This window comes from Aquabacter sp. DMC10 (genome assembly GCF_056314145.1).
In genome coordinates, this window is record NZ_JBQUYX010000006.1 from 221,436 (window position 1) to 244,287 (window position 22,852).

Here is a 22,852-nt window from a genome sequence, read left to right on the forward strand (position 1 = left end):
CCCTCAGGTGCGGCGCTGGGGATCGACGATGTCGCGCAGACCGTCGCCCAGCAGGTTAAAGCAGAAGACGGCGAACATCAGCGCGAGGCCCGGAAACAGGGCGATCCACCATTCGCCGGAAATGATGTAGGAGGCGCCCTCTGCCACCATGATGCCCCACTCCGCCGTGGGCGGGCGCACGCCCAGGCCGATGAAGGACAGGCCGGCGGCGTTGAGGATGGCGTAGCCCATGGTCAGCGACATCTGCACCATCATGATGGGCATGATGTTGGGCAGGATCTGCGTGAGCATGATCCGCCATTCGCCATTGCCGGTGAGGCGGGCAGCCTGGATGAAGCCCGCCTGACGGCGGATCGCCGCCTCGGCACGGGCGACGCGGGCATAAAGCGGGAAATTGATGATGGCGGTGGCAATGACGATGTTGGTCACCGTATTGCCCAGCGCCGCCACGATGCCCATGGCCAGCACGAACAGCGGAAAGGCCATGATGGTGTCGGAGATGCGCCCGACGATCCGGTCCGTCCAGCCGCCGAAAAAGCCCGCCGCGATGCCGGCAATGCCGCCCACCGCGAACACCAGCGCCACCGAGAAGACGGCGATGGCAAGGTCAAGGCGCGTCGCCACCACCACGCGGGAGAAGATGTCCCGGCCCAGTTGGTCGGTGCCGAACCAATGGGCCCAGGACGGGGCCTGGAGGGCGATCTTGGTGTCGCTGGCCAGCGGGTCATAGGGCACCACATAGGGGCCGATGAGCGCGGCAAGGATGAGGATCACCGCCATGCCGAAGGCGAGCCCGGTGACCGGATTGTCCGAGATCACATATTGGGCATGCTTCAGGGTGGCGACGAGCGGGCTCTGGCTGCGGGACGGCCCGGGGGCGTCGGCGGGATTGGCGAGGGTCATGCTTCGCTCCGGGCGCGCGGATCGATGATGCCGTAGGCAATGTCGATCACCAGGTTGAGGGCGACATAGAGGATGGCCATGGCGAGCACGAAGCCCTGCACCGGCGCATAATCGGAGGTGATGAGCGCCTCCACCGCATAGGAGCCAATGCCCGGCCAGGCGAACACCTTCTCCACCAGCACGTTGGCGCCCAGCAGGAAGGAGAACACCATGCCGAGCGTGGTGATGACCGGCAGCAGGGCGTTCCGGAACGCATAGACGATGATGACGGTATAGGGGGTCAGCCCCGCCGCCCGCGCCGTGCGCACGAATTCGGAGGAGAGCACAGAGAGCATGGAGGCGCGGGTCATGCGCGCGATGGGGGCCAAAGCGAAGATGGCCAGCGTCAGGGCCGGGATCACCAATTGCGCCAGGGCCGCGCGGAAGGTCTCCAAATCCCCGGCGATGAGGCTGTCGAAGACAAAAAAGCCGGTGACATCATTGGGCGCCGTGGCAAAGGCATCGAGCCGCCCCAAGGGCGCGGGTGCCCACCCCAGCTTGAAATAGAACACATAGACCAGCAGCAGGCCGGTGAAGAAAACCGGCAGCGAAACGCCCGCGGTGGTGATGACGCGGCAGGCATGGTCGATCCACGATCCCTGCTTGACCGCCGCCGCAATGCCGAAGGGAATGGCGATGGCCAGCGCCAGGATCAGACCGGACAGCGTCAGCTCGGCGGACGCCGGCAGGCGGGTCGCGATCTCGTGGGCCACCGGCTGGCCGGTGGAAAGCGAGGTGCCCAGGTCCCCCTTCGCCAGGGCGCCCACATAATCCATGAACTGCTCGGGCAAGGACTTGTCGAGGCCGAGCTTCGTCCTGATCTCGGCAATGGCCTGCGGCGTGGCGGCGGGGCCTGCGAAATAGGCAGCCGTGTCGCCGGGCAGCACGCGGGTGAGCAGGAAGGTCACGATCACCACGCCAATGAGGCTGGGGATCGCGGTGGCGAGGCGACTGGCGATCAGCTTGAGCATGACGGCCTTCTCCTGATGGCGCGCGGTGCGCCTCGGTCCGGTGGCAGGAAGGAATGAAGCAAACTTGGCGCCAGATCGCGCCGCAGGGGCCGGATGGGCGGCCCGGTGGGGAGAGGCACGATCGCAGGCGCCCCCCGGGGTCGCCCCCGGCCTGCGCGCAGCGCCCCTCCCCGTCCGAGATCAGCTCTTCTGGAAGGTCGCGTAGTTCAGGCGGCGGTGGAACCAGTACTGGTACCCCGACACATTCTTCTGCATGGCGACGTTCACATAAGGCTGGAACAGCGGGATGCGCGGCACGTCGGCAAAGGCCAGGTCCACCATGCCCTTGATGTCCGCATCATAGGCCGCCTTGTCGCCATTGGCGGCGGCGGCGCGGGCGCCGTCGATGAAGGCGTCCATGGCCTTGGACTGGTAGCTCATGGTGTTGAACACGGAATTGTTGCCGTGGTAGCACCAGAAGAAGAAATATTCGGGATAATCCAGCCAGCCCGAGAAGACGTTGGTGAAGAGCGGCATCACCTTCTTGTTGAGCTCGGTGCGCCAATTGGCACCCGGGATCTTGTTGATGGTGGTCTTGATGCCGATCTGGGCGAGGTTTTCCTGCACCAGAACGCAGAGCGGCTCGTTGACGCCGGCAAAGCCGAGGTCGAAGGAAATCTCGGTCTCGAAGCCGTCGGGATAGCCGGCCTCGGTCAGCAGCGCCTTCGCCTTGGCCAGATCGGTGGTGTATTTGGTGGGCTGCGGCCAGGCGACCTCGGTCTTATAGTCGGCGGGAGCGCCGAACATGGGCTTGGAAAGGCCGAACAGCACCGCGTCCATGATCTTCTGGTAGGGCATGGCATAGGCCATGGCCTGGCGCACCTTCACATTGTCGAAGGGCGGCTTGGTGACGTTCATGCCCATATATTGCAGGCCGTTGGAGTAGGGCGTGGAGATGATGGTGAGCTTGCCGCTCTCCTTCAGCTCCACGAAATCCTTGTTGGGCAGGTCGTAGGACACGTCCGCATCGCCCCGCTCCAGGAGGGCGCGACGGTTGCCGGCGGAAGGCACCATGCGCCAGATGATGCGCTTCATCTTCGGCACGCCGCCGACCCATTTGTCATTGCGCTCGAAGATGACTTCCGTGCCCGGAGTCCACTTGGTCACTTTGTAGGGGCCGGAGCCGGCGGTGTTCTGCTTGGTATATTCCAGGCCCCAGGGGTCCTTCTCGGTGGCGTTCTTCTTCACCAGCTCCGAATTGTAGATGGACGGCACGATCACCGCGAGATCGGGGATGGTGAGCCGGTCCTTGCGGATGAAGTCCACGCGCACGGTGCGGTCGTCCACCACCACGAACTGCTCGGGCTTTTCCAGCGAGCCGGCCTTCATCTGGAAGGTGGGGAAGCCGCCCACGGAGACCGCGCGGTCCAGCGACCACTTCACATCCTTGGCGGTGATGGGGGTGCCGTCGTGGAAGACGATGTCCTTCTTCAGCTTGAAGGTCACCGACATGTCGCCGAGCACCATGTCCTCGGCCAGCTGGCCCTCGAACTTGTCGCGGTCGTAATAAGGCGTGCCGTTCACGTCCTTCATGGGGTGGGTGATGAGCCGATCATAGGTGTTCCATGCCGCCTCATAGCCGGGCACATTGGTGCCGACGCCCTGAATATCCAGATTGTTGGGCCCGCTTTCGGAGACGATGAGCAACGTCTCCGCCCGGCTCTGCGCTTCCGCCGGCGAAAACACGGCCGGCGCAGCCACGCCGCCGGTGGCGAGCGCAGTGACGGAGGCGGACTTCATGAACTCACGGCGATTCATCGGCTGGTCCCCTTTTGGAAAGGCATGCCCCTTCCCATTCAAGCACCGTGCCAATTGCATACGATTTTTATAAAAGTCTTATATTTCAGAATTTTACTTCAACTTACGGCTCTGTCAAAAGACCGCTCACCCTCTTTAATTGCACATACTTTAATCATTCTTGTGCACATTGCATGCAAATGCGCGGAACACAGACGCCGCCCGATTGGGCATTCGCCTCCCGCATCTGCCCACGCCATGCCCCCCGCGCAGGGGCGGCCCGACATTCAGCGCGCCGGGTGTCAGACGGGATGGGAAGATGGGGACGCCTTAGCGGCGGCCTGATCGGCCAGATGGGCGGCCATCAGCCGGCGATAGCGCACGGTCGAGATGGGCAGAAGGGCGAGATAGATGAGGCTGCACACCGCCAGGACCACCCAGGGATAGCTCGCCAGCAGGCCCGCAAACAGGGCAAAGAGCACGAACAGCGGGAGCACCATGTCCTTGCGCACGCGCTTGCCCAGAGTCTTGCCGGACCAGGCGGGCACCTTGGAAATCATCAGCACGCCGATGCCGAGGCAATAGATGAGAGCAAATGGCGCACTCATGACCCCGTGGGGCACGCCGATCAGCTCCAGATAGACCGGCAGCAGCACCGTGATGGCACCGGCCGGCGCCGGCACGCCGGTGAAGAAGTCGGCGGTAAAGGCCGGCCGGTCCGGGTCGTCCAGCATGACGTTGAAGCGTGCCAGGCGCAGCGCCGCGCAAATGGCGAAGATGAGCGCGGCGATCCAGCCGATGGAGCCCACCTGATCGAGGCCCCACATATAGAGGATGAGGGCCGGCGCGCAGCCGAAATTCACGAAGTCCGCCAAGCTGTCCAGCTCGGCCCCGAACTTGGATGTGCCCTTCAGCGCCCGGGCCAGCCGTCCATCCACGCCGTCCAGGATGGCGGCGAAGACGATGGCCGCCAGCGCCAGTTCCATCCGGCTCTCAATGGCCATGCGCACGGCGGTGAGGCCGGAGCACAAGGCGAGCAGCGTGACGAGGTTCGGCAACAGAACCCGCAGGGGAATGCGGCCGATGCGGCCGAACCGGGGGCGAGCCTCATCTTCGGGACCGAGTGGCTGGAACGGCGTGGTCATGGCGGCCTCAGCTCACGCGATAGGCGGTGTCACGGGCGGCGCCCGCCAGCAGGTCGGCAATCACCGTCTCGCCCGCCGTGGTCAGCTGGCCCTCGGACACCTGCACCTTGGTGCCAACCGGCAGGTAGACATCCACGCGCGAGCCGAAGCGGATGAGCCCGAACCGCTCTCCCGCTCCCATCTCCTCGCCCTCGCGGACGAAGCAGACGATGCGCCGGGCAATGAGGCCGGCGATCTGCACGCAGCCGATGGCCCCGAAGGCGGTGCCGAAGATCAGCCCGTTGCGCTCATTGTCCTCGCTGGCCTTGTCGAGGTCGGCATTCAGGAAAATGCCGGGCTTGTAAGCCACTTTGAGCACGCGCCCGTTCACCGGGGCGCGATTCACATGGACGTTGAAGACGTTCATGAAGATGGAGACGCGCAGCAGCGGCGTGTCGGACAGGTCCAGTTCGCGCGGCGGCACGGCCAGCGCGATCTGCGAGATGCGTCCGTCGGCCGGGGCCACCACCAACCCCTCCCGCACCGGTGTGACGCGGGGCGGATCGCGGAAGAACAGGGCCGTCCAGATGGCCAACCCCACGGCGATCATGCCGAAAAAGGTCGAGACCGAGAGAAGCCCGGCGGCGATGACCACGGCGATGGCGATGAAGGGATAGCCTTCCCGATGGATCGGCACGAGGCTCTTGCGGATCGAGTCGACGATGGACACGAAAATCTCCGAATGGGGCGCGGCGCCCTGCGGGGGCGCGCAGACGAACGCGCGCTGAGGAACAGGTAGTCACCCCCTGCCCCGCCGTCAAATGGCGATGAACCGCAGCCCCCCTTGCGATCAAGCCACGTTCCGGCTTTCCCCCTCCGGGTCCTCCTCGAACGGGTCCTGCCGCGCAGTGCGGGCATCAGCCTCGCCACCGGCCGGCTTTTGCACCGGCGCGCTGCCGGCATCCGCCGCCAGCAGCCGCTCGCGGGCCTCGTCCGCCTCCCGCTGCCGGTGCCAGAGCGCGGCGTAAAGCCCGTCCCGCGCCAGGAGTTCGGCATGGCTGCCACGCTCCGCCACCTGCCCCTTGTCGAGCACCAGGATCTCGTCGGCGCCGACCACGGTGGACAGGCGATGGGCGATGACCATGGTGGTACGGCCCTGGGACACCTTGTCGAGAGCGTCCTGGATCTCCCGTTCCGTGTGGCTGTCGAGCGCCGAGGTCGCCTCGTCCAGGATGAGAATGGGCGGTGCCTTGAGAATCGTGCGGGCAATGGCCACCCGCTGCTTCTCGCCGCCGGACAGCTTCAGGCCCCGCTCGCCCACTTCCGTGCGATAGCCCTTGGGGGTGGCGCTGATGAAGGCGTCGATCTGCGCGAGGCGGGCGGCCTCTTCCACCTCCGCGTCCGTCGCCTCCTGGCGGCCATAGCGGATGTTGTAGGCGATGGTGTCATTGAACAGGACAGTGTCCTGGGGGACCATGCCGATGGCGGCGCGCAGGCTCTCTTGCGTCACGTCGCGGATGTCCTGGCCATCCACGGTGATGCGGCCGGATGAGACATCGTAGAAGCGGAACATGAGGCGGGAAATGGTGCTCTTGCCCGCCCCCGAAGACCCCACGATGGCCAGCGTCCGCCCCGCCGGGACCTCGAACGAAACCCCCTTCAGGATCTCCCGGTCGCCTTCATAGGAGAAGCGCACATCCTCGAAGCGCACCGTGCCGCCATGAATGGCCAGCGGCAGGGCGCCCGGCTTGTCTTCCACCTCCGGCTCGCGCATCAGCACGGCGAACATGGCCTCGATGTCCACGATGGCCTGCTTGATCTCGCGATAGATCATGCCGAGGAAGTTCAAGGGCGTGTAAAGCTGGATCATCATGGCATTGACCATGACGAAGCCGCCCACGCTCTGGCGCCCCGCCCGCACGTCGAACGCCGCGAGCACCATGGTGCCTGTCAGGCCCAGGGTGAAGATGACGGCCTGCCCGGCATTCAGCCAGGCCAGCGACGTGAAGGTGCGCACCGTGGCATTCTCATAGCGCGCCACCGAACGGTCATAGCGGGCCGTTTCCCAGCGCTCGGCGCCGAAATATTTCACCGTCTCGTAATTGAGCAGGCTGTCCACCGCCTTGGTGTTGGCCTCGGTGTCGCTCTCATTCATGTCGCGGCGGATGGAGATGCGCCACTCGCTCGCGACATAGGTGAACCACGTGTAGAGCCCGACGGTCGCGGACACGACCGCCACATAGCGCCAGTCGAAGGCGAACATGAGCACCACCAGCACAAGCACCATCTCCACGATGGTGGGGGCGAGCTGGAGCACCAGCATGCGCACAATGGTCTCGATGGCCGCCCGGGCCCGCTCCAGGACACGGGTCAGGCCGCCGGTCTTGCGCTCCAGATGGAAGCGCAGCGACAGCGCATGCATGTGGGCGAAGGTCTCGAGCGCGAGCCGCCGCACCGCGTTCAGCGCAACCTTGGCGAAGATGCCGTCGCGCAATTGCGTCACGCCGGCCATGACGATCCTGGAGCCGCCATAGGCCATGGTGAGCACCACGGGCGCGGCCAGCAGCCAGGCGATGTCCGGGCCATCCTTCTGCCCATCCGGGACGGCGGCGAGCGCGTCGGTGGCCCATTTGAAGAAGAAGGGCACGGCCAGCGTGGCGAACTTGGCCAGGAACAGGAGCGCCAGGGTAATGACCACCCGCGCGCGCAAGTCGGCCCGCCCCTCCGGCCACAGATAGGGCCACAGAGCGCGCAATGTGCCGGCCAGGGTGCCGCCGGGCAGCACCAGGGATTTCAAGCGCGAAGGCGCGCCGGACACCGGCGGTGTCGGGCGCGAGGACGGATGGGTCATGGATACCTACAGGCGATCGGACGAAGGCGCGGCCAGTGCGGAGAGGTCGGCCCGCTCGGGGGAAGGGAAAGACGGCAGGAGACGATCGAACAGGGTGGCAAGGTGGACGCGCAGCCGGTCGATGGCCTCCCGGTCCGCGCAGTAGCAGGCGCGTTGCCCCGCCGCCGTGCTCCTTACGAGTCCGGCCTCCAACAGGATCTTTATATGTTGCGAGACGGTGGATTGTGCCAGGGGCAGGCCGGCGACGATCTCCCCGCAGACACACTCCTTGCGCTCCGCCAGCGTCGCCAGGACGGTGAGGCGCGCAGGGTGGGCCAGCGCCCGTAGCTGCGCGGCAAGGGCGGCGAAATCAAGGGGATCGCCATCCCCGGGGGGCGTCTCGATGGTCATCGTTCATCGTCGATAGGCGATGATGATGTCAGCGGCAAGACCATCCGAGCTTCGGCATGCCTGTCATGCTTTCGTCTTCAGGCTGGGCGAGGAAAAGAGGTTCCCGGGCTTGCGCGGGCGTTCCGCGCTCCCACGTCAGCTCCGTGAGCAGCGTGTGAGCACCACGTGACGCACTGCACAATCCTGCTAAAGTGAGGCCATGGCTCGTATTCAAAGCGTCTGTGTCTATTGCGGGGCCGCGCAGGGCTCCGACCCCATCTTCACCGAGGAGGCGCGTCGCCTGGGCGAGGCGATCGCCCGGGACGGACTGCGTCTCGTCTATGGCGGCGGCGGCATCGGCCTCATGGGCGAAGTGGCTGCCGCCGTGGCCAAGGCCGGCGGTGCCGTCACCGGCATCATTCCCGAATTCCTCATGTCCCGCGAGCGGGCGTTCGGCTATGCGGCGGAGATGATCGTCACCGCCGACATGCATGAGCGCAAGCGGCTCATGTTCGAGCGTGCCGACGCCTTTGTCGCCCTGCCGGGCGGGGTGGGGACGCTGGAGGAACTGGTGGAGCAGATCACCTGGGCGCAGCTCGGTCGCCACCGCAAGCCCATCCTGATCGCCAATATCGCCGGCTTCTGGGACCCGTTCCTGGCGCTGATCGACCACATGCGCGCCAATGCATTCATTCACGGCAACAATCCCGTGAAGCTGCTGGTGGCGGAAACGGTGGATGAGATTCTCCCGCAGCTCCAGGCGAGCGTGCAGGACCTGCCGGACGATCTGGAAGGCCCGCAGGCCCGCGCCGTCGTCGAGCGGATGTAGGCCGCACCGGGCGCATCCCCAAACACAAACGGGCGGCCGAAGCCGCCCGCACGTCGGGCCGGCGCCCCGCAGGAGGGCGCCGGACGATCCTCACCCTCAGGCGGCCATGGCCGCGCTGAGGTTCTCGGAGATCTTGTCCAGGAAGCCGGTGGTGGACAGCCACTTCTGGTCGGCACCGACCAGAAGTGCCAGGTCCTTGGTCATGTAGCCGGCCTCGACGGTGTCGACGCACACCTTCTCCAGCGTGGCGGCGAACTTCGCCAGCTCCGCATTGTCATCCAGCTTGGCGCGGTGGGCGAGGCCACGGGTCCAGGCGAAGATGGAGGCGATGGAGTTGGTGGAGGTCTCCTTGCCCTTCTGGTGCTCGCGATAGTGGCGGGTCACGGTGCCGTGGGCGGCTTCCGCTTCCACCGTCTTGCCATCGGGTGTCATGAGCACCGAGGTCATGAGGCCGAGCGAGCCGAAGCCCTGGGCCACGATGTCGGACTGCACGTCGCCGTCATAGTTCTTGCAGGCCCAGACATAGCCGCCGGACCACTTGAGGGCCGAGGCCACCATGTCGTCGATCAGGCGGTGCTCGTACCAGATCTTGCGCTTCTCGAACTCTTCCTTGAACTCGGCGTCATACACCTCCTGGAAGATGTCCTTGAAGCGGCCGTCATAGGCCTTCAGGATCGTGTTCTTCGTGGAGAGATAGACCGGGTAGTTCCGGATCAGGCCGTAATTGAGCGAGGCGCGAGCGAAGTCGCGGATCGACTCGTCGAGGTTGTACATGGACAGGGCGACGCCGGCGCCCGGGAAATTGTACACGTCCTTCTCGATCTTGGTGCCGTCCTCACCCACGAAGGTGATGGTCAGCTTTCCCTTGCCGGGCACCTTGAAATCGGTGGCGCGATACTGGTCGCCGAAGGCATGACGGCCAACCACGATGGGCTGCGTCCAGCCGGGCACGAGGCGCGGCACGTTCTGGCAGATGATGGGCTCACGGAAGATCACGCCGCCGAGGATATTGCGGATGGTGCCGTTGGGCGACTTCCACATTTCCTTGAGGTTGAATTCCTTCACGCGGGCTTCGTCCGGCGTGATGGTGGCGCACTTGACGCCCACGCCATGCTTCTTGATGGCCTCGGCGGCGTCGATGGTCACCTGGTCGTTGGTGGCGTCCCGGTTCTCCACCGAGAGGTCGTAATATTCCAGGTCGATATCGAGATAAGGATGGATCAGCTTGTCCTTGATGTACTGCCAGATGATCCGGGTCATCTCGTCGCCGTCGAGTTCGACGACCGGATTTGCCACCTTGATCTTCGCCATGTGGACGACCTTTCGGGCGCTCTGAAAGCGCGTAGGGAGTTTTTCGGGAAGCCGGCGCCCCGTGGGCCGTGACGGAAAACGAAGCGCGCATCCCAGCCCGGCCGCTATAGCATCGCTCTTGCCCGAGAAGAAGCGCGTCGGACCTCGACTTGTGGCCATCCCCGGTGCAAGACGAGCCAAAATGGAGGTCACATGGCGGGATCGGGTACGGACAGTTCCAGGGAGTGGGTCGAAGGCGGCCCGGTGGTCATCCTGGTTGAACCCCAGCTCGGCGAGAATGTGGGCTCAGCCGCCCGCGCCATGGGCAATTTCGGCCTCTCGCGCCTGCGCCTCGTCAATCCCCGCAATGGCTGGCCGGATGATCGCGCCCGCACCTTCGCCGCCGGCGCCGATCGCATCCTGGACGGCGCGCAGGTCTATCCCGATCTGCGCGCGGCGCTGTCCGGCATCGGCTATGCGTTTGCCGCCACGGCCCGCGAACGGGGCATGGCCAAGACCGTGGTGGGTGCCGATGGCGCGGCCGCCGAATGTCACGCCCGCCTCGCGGCCCAAGAAGATGTGGCGCTGGTGTTCGGCCGCGAGCGCACCGGGCTTTATTCGGAAGAAGTGTCTTTGTGCGACGCCATTCTGACCCTCCCCGTGAACCCGGCCTTCGCCTCGCTGAATCTGGCCACCTGCGTCGCCGTCACCGCCTATGAATGGTTCAAGCTGGCGAGCGGCGGCGCCCTGCCCTTCGCCATGCCCGACCGCTCTCCGGTGGCCGAGAAGCAGGACCTGTTTGCCTTCTTCGAGCATCTGGAGCGGGAGCTGGAAGAGGCCTCCTTCTTCCGCTCGGCAGACAAGCAACCCTCCACCACCCGCAACATCCGTAACATCTTCCACCGCATCGGCCTGACCAAGCAGGACCTCGCCACGCTGCACGGCATGGTGACCTCCCTGGTGGAAGGCCGCGCCGGCCGCGAGGCGCGCAAGCTCGCCCACAATGCCAAGGCGGAGGCCAAGCGCGGGGAGAAAAGCGCGGCGCCGCAACAGGTTTCAGGCGATGAGACGCCCTGACCCGGGGGCGTCATCCACAGGCTCAAGCCGTGTGTGACGTTTTTTATGCCGGAGGGGTATCAATCCCCGGGTGAGGTTGCTACATAGACCTCGCCGACGGCCGCTGCGCCGGCTCACTAGTCGGCTCTGACGCGGGGTGGAGCAGCCCGGTAGCTCGTCAGGCTCATAACCTGAAGGTCGCAGGTTCAAATCCTGCCCCCGCAACCAAAAAGACCAAAAAGCCCGCAGCCTCGGCTGCGGGTTTTTTTTTCTCCGGTCTTTCCTCTCGCTCGGCGCGCGTTTCGTTGGTTGGCGCGTGGTCGCCATGCGGCGCCGCGGACAACGACCGCAAGGGTAGCCGCAGTCGATGGCCCATCGGGCAGAGCCGCTCCGTCACGACAAGGGGAATCGTCGCGGCACCGCCAGGCCGCCGTTGCATCGCCACTTGGGTGGCAGAGGGCCGTCGCGCATCCGGGACTCGCCAGGAGGCAGATTGTAGGGGCGGCTCAGCCGAAAGAGCTGCCCTCGGCCATGGCCATTTCTAATGGCCCGTGCGCGTCCTCGTCCTATGCCCGCTGGCCGGCGCCGCCCAGAGCATCAACTGGATCAGCATAGCGTCCTCTCCGCGACAGGCTCGGCCTGCTCATCCATGGTCGGGACCCCCATCCAACCCGTCTTCTTTGGCCCACTTGATGACAGGTGCCATCACAGTTGCGCCTTTGCGACGCACGCGACGATGACGTAACAGGCATCAAAATGTCGTCCCAAATCCAAAGGCGCTTGATAGTTCAAACCGTTGCCCTTCCCCAGCGTGCAGGTGGATCACATTCCCTCCGCGGCGCGAATGACGGCTCGCATTACCACTCAAGCACCTAGCCAATCGGTTCCATTGACCCTCACATTTCACATTATTATCGTGCATACGTCCAACATTGCGCGCCAAAATGGTAAAATGATATTAGGTGCTCCGTAATGGTCTCTCAAAAGCCGGCGGTCCTTCTCATCCTGGGCGCCCATCGCAGCGGAACGTCGTCTCTGGCCGGCACCCTCGCCTGCCTGGGGGCCGCGCTGCCGCAGAATCTGATGCCGCCAAGCCCCGAGAACGTGAAGGGGTATTTCGAGCCCTCCGATATTGTCGGGCTGCACGACCTTCTGTTCGCGCGGGTGGGCACCGCCTGGGACGACATCGCGGCCTTTCCAGCAAAATGGTACGCCAGCCCGGATTTCCAGGCCTTTGTCGACGACCTCTCTGAGAGCTTTCGGGCCAATTACGGCGATGCGCCTTTGGCCGTGCTGAAGGACCCGCGAATCAATCGGCTGATCCCGCTTTGGGAAGCGGTTTTCCAGCAGATCGACGCGGTTCCCAAGGTCGTCATCATCACGCGCAACCCCCTTGAGGTGGCGCGATCGCTGCAGGCGCGGGATCGGCTGCCGCTGCAGATTGGCCTGCTGATCTGGCTTCGCAACCAGTTGGACGCCGAACAAGCCACCCGTCACCTGCGAAGGGTGTTCGTGAGTTATGATGATCTTATGCAGGACTGGCGCGCAGCCGTATCAAGGATTGAAGGCGGGCTGGACCTCACCCTCCCCGGCCAAGGCGCCCTTGCCCACGAGAAGGTCGACGGCTTCCTGGACGCCTCTCTTCGCCACCACCGTGCGGGCATCGAGCATGCCGCCCCGGGCGGAATGGTCAGCGACTGGGCCCACGAGGCTTTCCGCATCCTGAGCCACCAGGACAGCGACCTCAGCGACGACGCGAAAGCCGCCCTTGACCAGATCCGGGCCCAGTTGGACGCCGCCACCCAGGCGTTCGGCCCCCTTCTCAACCTGCTCCGTCGGGAGAACTGGGACCTCTCTCAGGCGCTTGAGGTGCAGCGGACCGAGGCGCACCAGCGCCAGAGCGACTTGCATGCCGAGATCAGCCGGCTTCAGGAAGCGGAGGCGGCGCGCGAAGCTGCCCATCACGCCACGGCTCACGCGCTTACCCAGAGCATTGCCGAGCGCGATGCTCGTCTGTCTGAGCGGGAGGGTGAACTCCTCCATTTGAGGCAGGCCCTTGCAGCGGCTGAGGCCGTCCATCAGGCCCGGCAGCAGGATTATGAAGCCGACAGGGCCACTTACGAAACCGCCCTGGCGGACCTCCGCGCCGAACTGGGCCGCCGTCAAGAGGTAGCGGCGGCCATTGAGCGGAGCCGACATGCGCAGTTGCGAGACTTGGCGCGCCAAGTTGGTGAGCGAGAGGATCAGCTGGAATCGCTTCAATCACAGCTTGCCCGCCTGGAGCGCCACATAGAGGCGCTCTCCAGCGAACTCTCGGCGGTCTATGCCTCCCCCTCCTGGCGCTTCACCGCCCCTCTGAGACGGATGACCGGCGGCCAGCAGGACCTGAGCAGCCCGTACAACCCAGCAGAACCGTCCGCCCCATCAGATGCCACACCGGTGTCAGCGCCTGCCCAAGAGGCATTGGACGTGGATCCGCGTGCCCTGTTCGACATCACCTATTATCTTGATCGGTACAGCGACGTCCGGCTGTCGAACCAGGACCCGTGGGACCATTTTGTCACCGTGGGAATTTCGCAAGGCCGGGACCCCAATCCGCTTTTCAAGACGACCTGGTACCTGGAGCAAAATCCCGATGCGGCCGAAGAGGGCCTCAATCCGCTCGTCCATTATCTGACCTGCGGGGCGGCCCGCGGGTCGAATCCCAGCCCGGACTTCGATGGCTCCTGGTATCAAAGCACCTACCCGGACGTTGGCGCGTCGGGGATGAACCCCTTGCTTCACTATTTGGATCATGGGCGCGCCGAAGGCCGCCTGACCAAGGACCCCGATGCGAGCTAGACGGAAATCCCGTCCGGCCAAGGTTCCGCGGCTGTGTGACCGTAGGTCCGCTGGGCTGACCAAAAGGTGTGGAACAATTAGTTCCATCTGCCTTTGATTGCCGCCTGTGACAGAGTGAATGCCATCTCGCATCCTTCGCGCGGGACGCGGCGGGTCGAGCATGCTTGACGGCGCCCACTTGGGGAAAGATACAGGCTGATTAGCTTATTGAGACGTAAAGTGATGGCGAACCATACCATTGCTGTCGGCTGTATCGGCGGCAGCGGCTCACGGGTTGTGGCCCGGATCATTCAGGCCGCCGGATTCCATATCGGCGACGACCTGAATGCCGAGCTGGACAACCTATGGTTCACCCTCTTGTTCAAGCGGCGATCCATACTGACGGAAGGTAACGATCGCATCTTTCATTTGTATGACAACCTTCGTCACCGCATGATCCACGGGCAGGTTCTGTCGCCGGCCTTTGAGGAGATCGTTGAGAGCCTCTCTCAAGACGACCGCATTCTTCACCCTGCCCCCTGGCTGGCAGAGCGCAGAGCCTCGTTCCTGAAAGGACGCCAGGAGGTCTTCACCAAGATCGCCTGGAAGGAACCCAACACCCATGTGGTGATCGATCGCCTCCTGGAGCTGGATTCCTCGCTTCGCTACATTCACATCACGCGCGATGGCTTGGACATGGCCTATAGCGCCAACCTGAACCAGTTGCGGCTTTGGGGATCGGTTTTCCTCGATCGGCCCGTTGAAATGGGCCCCAAGGATGCCTTGTCCTACTGGGTGGCCGTGGAGCGCCGCATCAGGGAAATCCAGACCCGCCACCCCGAGCGTGTGCTCATCATCAGCTACGAGACGTTGGCATTCCGGCCAAGGGATGTCATTGCCGATATTCTCCGCTTTTGTGGCGAAAACGACATTGAAAAAGCCGAGACATTCAAAGCTTTCGTGAAGCCACCGGATAGCATTGGCAGGAATAAGGCCAGGGACCCGGCGATCTTCGCCCCTCGTGACCTTGACTATGCAAGGGCGCTTTCCGCCCACACGGGATGGATTTCTGCCCCGTCAAAGGTACCGCCTGCGCCATTGTCAAATCAGGGCCCGCCCCCCTTTACGTCCGAAGGCGCGCTTCAGTCCCCGCACGGGCCAACAGGGGCGACTTCAGGTCCGAAGCGCGGTGCGTTCGGAAGCTGGTGGCGCTCTTAAAGTCCTTCCCCACAAACGCCCGCTCCCTTGGACCGCGGCCCGGTCCGAGGGGATGCCCGCCCGAAGCGAAGCAAGTCCACCCATGAAACCAGAAACAGACCTTCACGACTTGGCCGCGCTGATCCAGGCGAAAACCACGTTTGAATGGCCCCTTTGGCTCTCGGGGTCGCCGCAGACCGCGGCGCATATACCTTTTTTCATGTGGGCGGTGGAATCCTGGGCTCCCGCACGCTTGGTCGAAATCGGCACCACGTGCGGCAATTCCTATTGCGCCTTCCTGCAGGCCAGCCGGGCCGCCGGCACTCCCTTGGAGGCAGTGTCTGTTTCCTGGGCGTACCCGGACGCGGTGGAAGACCCGCACGCGGCGCAACCCCGTCAGAGCCTCTGGGCCTATGTGGATCAAGAATATCCCGGCCAATCGCGGCACCTTCGCGCGCCCAAGGACGGTGCGCTGGACCTCTTCTCCGACGGTTCGATCGACCTCCTGCACATCGCCTCGCAGGACGCTTGCCTAGAGGTAAGCCGGTCCTGGCCAGCCTGGCAGAGCAAGCTGACCAGCCGGGGGGTGGTGCTTCTCCACGGGATCACTCAGCAAGGAGAGAGTGCCGCCACCGCCCTGTGGGCAGATCTGTCCGCGCAGTATCCGTCCTTTTCCTTCACCCATGGCGGGGGGCTCGGGATTGCCTATGTGGGCAGCGAGGTTGCACCGGCCAGCTTGACCTGGCTGGTGGGCGCGGTCGGCCCCCATCCGGCCCGCACGGAGGCGGTGCGCCGGTTCTTTGCGCGCCTGGGAAGGGGTCTCGCCGAAAAAGTCACGGCCGCAGAGGACGCCAAGCGGGCGGAGCAGGCGCATGCCGAGCAGCACCAGGCGCTGGAGACGCTTGCGGCACGCTGCAACGAGCTGGCGGCCTTGGCCGCAACCGAGGAGGCTGAACTCAACGAACTGCGGGCGGAGATCGCGGAGCGCGACCACCGCTTGTCCATTCTGTGCCACCGGCCCGGTCTCCGCTTCGATGCCAGTTGGTACCTGGAGACCTATCCCGACGTGCGAGACGCCGGATTTGACGCCCTGACCCATTACATCGCCTTCGGAGAGGCGGAGGGTCGACTGCCGTGGCCGCCCGATCCGAACGCTGCTGTGGGTGACGTGCAGGGCGCAGGGCAAGGTGGCGCGCCCGGTGCCGAAGGGCCTGCGCCCGTCGACCCCTATGATGCCTGGATCGCAGCCAACACCCTGACGGAGACGGACATCGCCGCGCTTCGGGACGCCCTGTCGGAGCGGGACGGGCGGCTGCCCAAGATTTCGGTGGTCACGCCCATCTACGACACCGACCCCGTCCTGTTCGAGGAGATGCTTGAATCGGTCCGGTCCCAGATCTACGAGGATTGGGAATTGTGCCTCGCCGATGACGGGAGCCCCTCCCCTCATGTGGGGCCGATGCTGGAGGCGGCGGCCGCAAACGATCCCCGGATTCGGGTTGTGCGCCTGCCGGAGAACGGCGGCATCAGCGCCGCCACCAATGCGGCCGTCCAGATCGCCCGGGGCGAGATTATCGCCTTTCTGGACCATGACGACATCATCACGCCCGACTGCCTTGCGGAGCTTGCCATTTATTATGCCGACCACCCGCAGGCGGACATGGTGTATAGCGATGACGACAAGATCGACATGGTCGGTCGACGCTATGCGCCTCAGTTCAAGCCGGACTGGTCGCCGGTCCTGCTCTTGTCCTACATGTATATGGCCCATATTTTCACGGTCCGTCGTTCCTTGTTTCTCGAACTTGAGGGGTTCCGCTCTCCGTTCGACGGGGCGCAGGACTTTGACTTTGCCTTGAGGGCCGCCGAGCGTGCGCGGCATGTGGGCCATGTCCCCAAGGTGCTCTACCACTGGCGGTCCGCGCCGGGATCGACCGCCGCGTCAGCGGACGCCAAGCCCGCCAGCTTCGAGGCCGGCCGCCAGGCGGTGGAGGAGGCGCTGGCACGCCGAGGGGTGGTCGAGGCCCAAGCGCGGCATCCCGAATGGGCTGCCCTTGGGCGCTGCGGCATCTTCGACGTGGAGTTTCCCGACACCGGGCCGAGCGTCACCATCGTCATCCCCACACGAGACAAAGTCGAATTGCTGAGGACGTGTGTCGAATCGCTCGATCTGACGACCTATCGGGATTTCGATATTCTCATCATCGACAACGACAGCACAGATCCAGAGGCACTGGCCTATCTGGATGACTTGCGTGGGCGCAAGAATGTCCGGGTGGAGACGGTTTCCAGCTCAGGTGGCAAGTTCAATTATGCCAAGATAAACAATCAGGCCATTCTGAACCATTGTTCAAGCACGTTTGTGCTTCTGCTCAACAATGACACGCGTGTGGTTTCGCCGAGGTGGCTGAGCCAGATGGTGGGATATGCCGGCATGCCCAATGTGGGCGCTGTGGGGGCGCGTCTTTATTTCGAGGACGGAACTCTCCAGCACGCCGGGGTGGTTCATGGCTATCATGACGGATTGCCGGGCCACGCCTTCCGCAATATCCCCGCGCATGAATGGGGCTATATGGGCTTTGCCCGCGCCTCTCGGGAATATTCGGCCGTCACGGCGGCGTGCATGTTGACGCCTCGCGACCTCTTTGTGGAGCTGGGCGGGTTTGACGACGTGCATTTCGCCGTTGCCTATAATGACGTGGACTATTGTTACCGGATTGTTCAATCCGGCCGCACCTGCGTCTATTGCGCGACCGCAGAACTGTTCCATTTCGAGAGCAAGACCCGCGGTTACAAGGATGACCCGCAGGAGCAGCTGAATTTCAGCCGACTGTACGGGACCTGGCACGATCGCTGGTACAATCCCAACCTGTCGCTGGCGAACGAGCGCTTCGAGCCTGCCTCGACTCGCACCATCCGCCCGCCTCGGACGGGGCAAGAGCGGGCACAGCTTGCCGAAGTGGAACCCTAGGCACGGGAGGACGCGCGCAGGATCGGTCCGACAAGGGGCCTTGCTGCGCCTTTCCCATTTGCCCCGCCCCTCAGGACACTGGATAGGTCGGCATTGTCGTGATGAAACGCCAAACATCTTCGGGACATATCGCCCTTCAGATCCTTGGGGCCGGAGCCATCCTGTGCGGCTGCATTGCCGCGTTTGTCGCTTTTTCACCGACCTTTCCGATTCCGACTTTGGGAGGTGGCTGGCAGTTCGGCATGAACGAGGCGACACGCCTTGGTCTTATCGGCCAGCCGCTGACCTTCACCTTCGGCCCCTTTCTGTCCATTTACACCGGCATGTTTCAGCCGGAGACGGACGGCTTGATGATCTATGGCGGGATGGTCCTCGCCGTGACCACGGCCGGCGGCCTGCTCGCCTTGGCCGGCCCGGGCAGATGGCTGCCCGCCTTGGGATTTGCGCTGATCCTGCCGCTTCTGGACATGGACCCCCAGTTGGTCGCGGTTCCCCTGCTGTTCCTGCTCATCGCCCATCGGCTCGCCACCGCGGGGACCGGAGAGGCGGGCGCGGAGTGGCGCGCCGCCATCCTCCCCCTGATGACGCCGGCGCTTGGCGTGCTGGTGCTGGTCAAGGGCACCTCCGCTATCGGGGCCTTCGCGCTGGTCTCTCTCGGGGCGGTCATGCTGACCGTGGCGGGCAGGGGGCGGCTTGCGGCCGTGTGCCTTGCGGGTTTGCTGGCGGCCATCGTTGCGTGCTGGCTTATCAGCGGCCAGAACCTCACCGCGCTGCCGGCTTACTTTGCCAACGGCTGGTACATCATAGCAGGCTATCCCGACGCCATGTCTCGCGCCGGGCCTTACTGGCATATCGGCGTCTTTTTCCTGGCCTGCCTTTTTATTTGTGGGCTCCACTTGCGCCATTTGCGAGGCGGGATGGCCGGAATGCTCCTTCTCCTCGGCATGGCCATGCTCCTGTTCCTGGGCTTCAAGGAAGGGTTCGTGCGGCATGGCGGGCGCCATCCTTCAGCGGCGCTCGGAATCGTCATGCTGGTGGGGTGGGGCGGGCTGCTGGTGGACGGCATGCGGGAGAGGGACCGCGGCAAAGCCTGGATCGGGCTCGGCGCGGCCGTGGCCTGCTGGCTGGCCGTGGCGCTCACCGGCCCGTTGGGAGGCGACGTGGTGCGCCGATCTTACCGCGCCTGGGCGGGGCTTTATTTGCGCCTCACTCAACCTGACTATCCGCGCGCGCAGTTCGAGGAGAGCCTTGCGAAGATCCGCACCGCGGTTCCGCTTCCTGCCCTGGAAGGGACAACGGATGTGTATTCCTTCTCCCAGGCCGCCTTGCTCGCCGCTGGCCTGAAATGGGCGCCCCGTCCTGTGCTTCAGAGCTATTCGGCCTATACGCCGGAACTGCTGCGCGCAGATGCCGAGCACCTCACGGGTCCGAACGCGCCGCGAAACGTCATCTTCTCCGTTCAGCCCATTGATGGCCGCCTTCCCATGCTGGAGGATGGAAACAGCTGGCCCCTGCTCTTGAGCCTCTATCGAACCAACCAGGTGATCCATCTTGGATCTTACGGCACGGATGCCGCGATCCTGGAGCGTCGGGCGATCCCTGGAACGTTCAAGCTGGAACCTTTGGGCACGCAGGATCTCCGCTTCGGGGAGCGGATTGCTCTGCCGCAGGACCTGCAATCCGTTGTCTGGGCGGAGGTCGAGATGCGGCCCTCGCTGATCGGCCGCCTCTGGGGACTGCTTTATAAGTCCCCTCTCCTCTTCATTACCTACCATATGCCCGATGGTACGGAATCCGCGTTCCGCTACATCTATCGGATGGGCGAGACCGGCTTCGTCCTCTCGCCGGTGGTGATGACAGCGACGAACTTCGTTGCCCTGCCCAAGGGTGCGCCGAATGCTCCGCGCCCCACGGCCATCACCCTAAGCTCCGAGGGGCTCGCGGACTGGGTGTGGCAGCCGCAATACCGCATCCGATTGTACCGCCTCACTTTTGGCGCGGACTGAGGCCCTTCCTCCTGCGGCCCCAACGGTTGGCGGCGAGGCAGCTGCCCTCCTGCAACGGCTTGCAGGACGATGAGGGCATTTGCTCTGCGCAAGAAGTGTTCCCTAGAGCAATTTCGCCCTTTTGGGGCTAGGAAGAGGGACACTCCGGCAGCATGCCGGGGAAGCCGTCACGGCAAAACAAACGAAGGCGAGGCCGTTGGGCGTGTGTGCGGCCAACGATTCCGCAGGATGCGCGCTCGCCTTGGAAGATGAACGGAGTGCACATGGCAAGCGGGACTGAACCGAGGGTGGAACGCGCCGGGTTGCGCATTGCGACGGTTCTGCACGACTTCGTTGAGCAGGAAGCCCTGGCCGGCAGCGGCATTTCCCCGGACGCCTTCTGGACGGGCTTTTCCGCCATCGCCCATGATCTGGCGCCGCGCAATCGCGAACTGCTGGAGCGGCGCGACACTCTCCAAGCCCGGCTCGACCAGTGGTATCGCGAAAATGGCGCTCCCATCGAGCTCCAGGCCTACAAGGATTTCCTGGCTAAGATCGGCTATCTGGTGCCGGAAGGCCCAGCGTTCACCGTCACCACGCAGAATGTGGATCCCGAGATCGCCGAGCTGGCCGGCCCGCAGCTGGTGGTGCCGGTGATGAACGCCCGCTACGCGCTCAATGCCGCCAACGCCCGCTGGGGCTCGCTTTATGACGCGCTCTACGGCACCGACGCCATTTCCGAGGCCGACGGGGCGGAGAAGGGCACCGGCTATAATCCCGTTCGCGGCGCCAAGGTCATCGCCTGGGGTCGCGCCTTCCTGGACCGGAGCGCCCCGCTCGCCGGCGGTTCCTGGGCCGAGGCGGGTGCGCTGTCGGTGAAGGACGGCATCCTCCTGGTGGGCGACACCGGCCTGTCTGACCCCGCCCAATTTGTCGGCTATCGCGGCGATGCGGCGGCGCCCTCCGCCGTTCTGCTGAAGAAGAACGGCCTCCATGTGGAGATCGTCATCGACCGCGCCAGCACCATCGGCAAGGATGACGGGGCTGGCATTTCCGACATCGTGCTGGAAGCCGCGCTCACCACCATCCAGGATTGCGAGGATTCGGTCGCGGCGGTGGATGCGGACGACAAGGTGGTCGCCTATCGCAACTGGCTCGGCCTGATGACCGGCGACCTGAAGGAAGACATTTCCAAGGGCGGTCGCACCTTTACCCGCGCGCTGAACGGCGACCGCACCTATACGGCGCCGGAAGGCGGCACGCTGGTTCTGCCCGGCCGCTCGCTCATGCTGGTGCGCAATGTCGGGCACCTCATGACCAATCCGGCCATCCTGCTGGAGGATGGCTCCGAGATCCCCGAGGGCATCATGGACGCGGCCATCACCGCGCTCATTGCCCTGCGCGACATCGGGCCTAAGGGTCGGCGGGCCAATAGCCGGGCCGGTTCCATGTATGTGGTCAAGCCCAAGATGCACGGGCCGGAAGAAGTGGCCTTCGCGGTGGAGATCTTCGACCGGGTCGAGGACCTGCTCGGCCTTGCCCGCAACACCATCAAGATGGGCATCATGGACGAGGAGCGCCGCACCACGGTGAACCTCAAGGAATGCATCCGCGCTGCCTCGGCCCGGGTCGCCTTCATCAATACGGGCTTCCTCGACCGCACCGGCGACGAGATCCACACCTCCATGGAAGCTGGCCCCATGGTCCGCAAGGGCGACATGAAGCAGGCCACCTGGATCGGTGCCTATGAGAATTGGAACGTGGATACGGGCCTTGAATGCGGCCTCGCCGGCCATGCCCAGATCGGCAAGGGCATGTGGGCCATGCCCGATCTGATGGCGGCCATGCTGGAGCAGAAGATCGCCCACCCCAAGGCCGGCGCCAACACCGCCTGGGTGCCCTCCCCCACCGCCGCGACCCTGCATGCCACCCACTATCACCAGGTGGACGTGCACGCGGTGCAGGCGGCCCTGCGCAGCCGCCCCAAGGCGAAGCTTGACGACCTCCTCACCATCCCCGTCGCGGTGCGCCCCAATTGGACGCCCGAGGACATTCAGAAGGAACTGGACAACAACGCCCAGGGCATTCTTGGCTATGTGGTGCGCTGGGTGGACCAGGGGGTCGGCTGCTCCAAGGTGCCGGACATTCATGATGTCGGCCTGATGGAAGACCGCGCCACCCTGCGCATCTCCTCCCAGCACATCGCCAATTGGCTGCGCCACGGCGTGTGCAGCGAAGAGCAGGTGATGGAGACCATGAAGCGCATGGCGGCGGTGGTGGACCGGCAGAATGCCGGCGACCCGCTCTATCGTCCCATGGCGCCGAATTTCGACGGCTCCCTCGCCTTCCAGGCGGCCTGCGATCTGGTCTTCAAGGGACGTGAGCAGCCCAATGGCTACACCGAGCCCCTGCTGCACCAGCGTCGTCTGGAGCTGAAGGCTTCGCTCGCCTGACACTGCGGGCAAGGGGGCACACAAGCCCCCTTGCCCGGTTGGCCCTGCACCGGGGCTGGCACCATCAGGAACACCGGGACCCGATCGTCGAAGAATTGGGGGTCCCGCCGCAGCGGCGCCAAGGGGTCCCGTTCCCTATCAGGGGATCAACAGATCCGCCTGATTTCTGCCCGGACGCATGTTCGGCATTTGCCTTTCAAGCTTCCCGCCATATGAAG

At 64.5% G+C, this 22,852-nt stretch carries 15 protein-coding genes and 1 tRNA gene; 8 read left to right on the top strand and 8 right to left on the bottom strand.

Annotated elements, in window-relative coordinates; all coding sequences use genetic code 11:
• Positions 1-3: 3 nt before the first annotated feature.
• The 7 genes from ACT54L_RS17360 to ACT54L_RS17390 form a co-directional block, all read right to left on the bottom strand.
• A complete protein-coding gene (locus tag ACT54L_RS17360) occupies positions 4-903 on the bottom strand; it encodes an ABC transporter permease (protein WP_476086896.1) in 900 nt (299 codons plus the stop codon).
• The gene (locus ACT54L_RS17365; protein WP_476086897.1) at positions 900-1,913 is read right to left on the bottom strand and encodes an ABC transporter permease; all 1,014 of its coding nucleotides are present in this window, start codon (positions 1,911-1,913) and stop codon (positions 900-902) included. The genes ACT54L_RS17360 and ACT54L_RS17365 overlap by 4 nt, the downstream gene beginning before the upstream one ends.
• 180 nt (positions 1,914-2,093) lie before the next feature.
• Positions 2,094-3,710: an ABC transporter substrate-binding protein gene (locus tag ACT54L_RS17370; RefSeq protein WP_476086898.1), complete on the bottom strand. Its 1,617-nt coding sequence runs from the start codon at positions 3,708-3,710 to the stop codon at positions 2,094-2,096.
• 281 nt (positions 3,711-3,991) lie between these two features.
• Positions 3,992-4,834: a CDP-diacylglycerol--serine O-phosphatidyltransferase gene (pssA, locus tag ACT54L_RS17375; protein WP_476086899.1), complete on the bottom strand. Its 843-nt coding sequence runs from the start codon at positions 4,832-4,834 to the stop codon at positions 3,992-3,994.
• Positions 4,835-4,841: 7 nt separating this feature from the next.
• Positions 4,842-5,543, bottom strand: coding sequence for a phosphatidylserine decarboxylase (locus ACT54L_RS17380; RefSeq protein ID WP_476086900.1), 702 nt, complete (start codon positions 5,541-5,543; stop codon positions 4,842-4,844).
• A 120-nt stretch (positions 5,544-5,663) separates the two neighbouring features.
• On the bottom strand, positions 5,664-7,664 hold the full coding sequence (locus ACT54L_RS17385; RefSeq protein ID WP_476086901.1) for an ABCB family ABC transporter ATP-binding protein/permease: 2,001 nt from the start codon (positions 7,662-7,664) through the stop codon (positions 5,664-5,666).
• A 6-nt stretch (positions 7,665-7,670) separates the two neighbouring features.
• Entirely contained in the window at positions 7,671-8,054 is a 384-nt protein-coding gene (locus ACT54L_RS17390) for an ArsR/SmtB family transcription factor (RefSeq protein ID WP_476086902.1), read from the bottom strand.
• A 199-nt stretch (positions 8,055-8,253) separates the two neighbouring features.
• Between ACT54L_RS17390 and ACT54L_RS17395 the strand changes: the two genes are divergently transcribed.
• A complete protein-coding gene (locus ACT54L_RS17395; RefSeq protein ID WP_476086903.1) occupies positions 8,254-8,862 on the top strand; it encodes an LOG family protein in 609 nt (202 codons plus the stop codon).
• A 96-nt stretch (positions 8,863-8,958) separates the two neighbouring features.
• Here the strand turns inward: ACT54L_RS17395 and ACT54L_RS17400 are convergent, their stop codons facing one another.
• Positions 8,959-10,173 carry an NADP-dependent isocitrate dehydrogenase gene (locus ACT54L_RS17400; RefSeq protein WP_476086904.1) on the bottom strand — a complete coding sequence of 405 codons (1,215 nt, stop codon included), beginning with the start codon at positions 10,171-10,173 and terminating at the stop codon, positions 8,959-8,961.
• Positions 10,174-10,365: 192 nt separating this feature from the next.
• Between ACT54L_RS17400 and ACT54L_RS17405 the strand changes: the two genes are divergently transcribed.
• The 7 genes from ACT54L_RS17405 to ACT54L_RS17435 all read left to right on the top strand — a co-directional run bounded on the left by ACT54L_RS17405 (position 10,366) and on the right by ACT54L_RS17435 (position 22,634).
• The gene (locus ACT54L_RS17405; RefSeq protein WP_476086905.1) at positions 10,366-11,229 is read left to right on the top strand and encodes an RNA methyltransferase; all 864 of its coding nucleotides are present in this window, start codon (positions 10,366-10,368) and stop codon (positions 11,227-11,229) included.
• A 130-nt stretch (positions 11,230-11,359) separates the two neighbouring features.
• A tRNA-Met gene (locus ACT54L_RS17410) sits at positions 11,360-11,436 on the top strand.
• A gap of 744 nt (positions 11,437-12,180) precedes the next feature.
• Complete coding sequence (locus ACT54L_RS17415) at positions 12,181-14,049, top strand: sulfotransferase family protein (protein WP_476086906.1); 1,869 nt, start codon at positions 12,181-12,183, stop codon at positions 14,047-14,049.
• Positions 14,050-14,271: 222 nt separating this feature from the next.
• Positions 14,272-15,246 carry a sulfotransferase gene (locus ACT54L_RS17420; protein ID WP_476086907.1) on the top strand — a complete coding sequence of 325 codons (975 nt, stop codon included), beginning with the start codon at positions 14,272-14,274 and terminating at the stop codon, positions 15,244-15,246.
• The gene (locus ACT54L_RS17425) at positions 15,218-18,196 is read left to right on the top strand and encodes a glycosyltransferase (RefSeq protein ID WP_476086908.1); all 2,979 of its coding nucleotides are present in this window, start codon (positions 15,218-15,220) and stop codon (positions 18,194-18,196) included. The genes ACT54L_RS17420 and ACT54L_RS17425 overlap by 29 nt, the downstream gene beginning before the upstream one ends.
• 242 nt (positions 18,197-18,438) lie before the next feature.
• Positions 18,439-20,202 (top strand): hypothetical protein, encoded by a 1,764-nt coding sequence (locus tag ACT54L_RS17430; RefSeq protein ID WP_476086909.1) that lies wholly within the window; start codon positions 18,439-18,441, stop codon positions 20,200-20,202.
• A 263-nt stretch (positions 20,203-20,465) separates the two neighbouring features.
• Positions 20,466-22,634 (top strand): malate synthase G, encoded by a 2,169-nt coding sequence (locus ACT54L_RS17435; protein WP_476086910.1) that lies wholly within the window; start codon positions 20,466-20,468, stop codon positions 22,632-22,634.
• Positions 22,635-22,852: the final 218 nt, after the last annotated feature.

Coding starts and splice junctions, on each gene's coding strand:
- ACT54L_RS17370 (WP_476086898.1), bottom strand. CDS start 3,710: ATGAATCGCCGTGAGTTCATGAAGTCCGCCTCCGTCACTGCGCTCGCC.
- ACT54L_RS17405 (WP_476086905.1), top strand. CDS start 10,366: ATGGCGGGATCGGGTACGGACAGTTCCAGGGAGTGGGTCGAAGGCGGC.
- ACT54L_RS17385 (WP_476086901.1), bottom strand. CDS start 7,664: ATGACCCATCCGTCCTCGCGCCCGACACCGCCGGTGTCCGGCGCGCCT.
- ACT54L_RS17390 (WP_476086902.1), bottom strand. CDS start 8,054: ATGACCATCGAGACGCCCCCCGGGGATGGCGATCCCCTTGATTTCGCC.
- ACT54L_RS17395 (WP_476086903.1), top strand. CDS start 8,254: ATGGCTCGTATTCAAAGCGTCTGTGTCTATTGCGGGGCCGCGCAGGGC.
- ACT54L_RS17420 (WP_476086907.1), top strand. CDS start 14,272: ATGGCGAACCATACCATTGCTGTCGGCTGTATCGGCGGCAGCGGCTCA.
- ACT54L_RS17430 (WP_476086909.1), top strand. CDS start 18,439: ATGAACGAGGCGACACGCCTTGGTCTTATCGGCCAGCCGCTGACCTTC.
- ACT54L_RS17360 (WP_476086896.1), bottom strand. CDS start 903: ATGACCCTCGCCAATCCCGCCGACGCCCCCGGGCCGTCCCGCAGCCAG.
- ACT54L_RS17365 (WP_476086897.1), bottom strand. CDS start 1,913: ATGCTCAAGCTGATCGCCAGTCGCCTCGCCACCGCGATCCCCAGCCTC.
- pssA (WP_476086899.1), bottom strand. CDS start 4,834: ATGACCACGCCGTTCCAGCCACTCGGTCCCGAAGATGAGGCTCGCCCC.
- ACT54L_RS17435 (WP_476086910.1), top strand. CDS start 20,466: ATGGCAAGCGGGACTGAACCGAGGGTGGAACGCGCCGGGTTGCGCATT.
- ACT54L_RS17400 (WP_476086904.1), bottom strand. CDS start 10,173: ATGGCGAAGATCAAGGTGGCAAATCCGGTCGTCGAACTCGACGGCGAC.
- ACT54L_RS17415 (WP_476086906.1), top strand. CDS start 12,181: ATGGTCTCTCAAAAGCCGGCGGTCCTTCTCATCCTGGGCGCCCATCGC.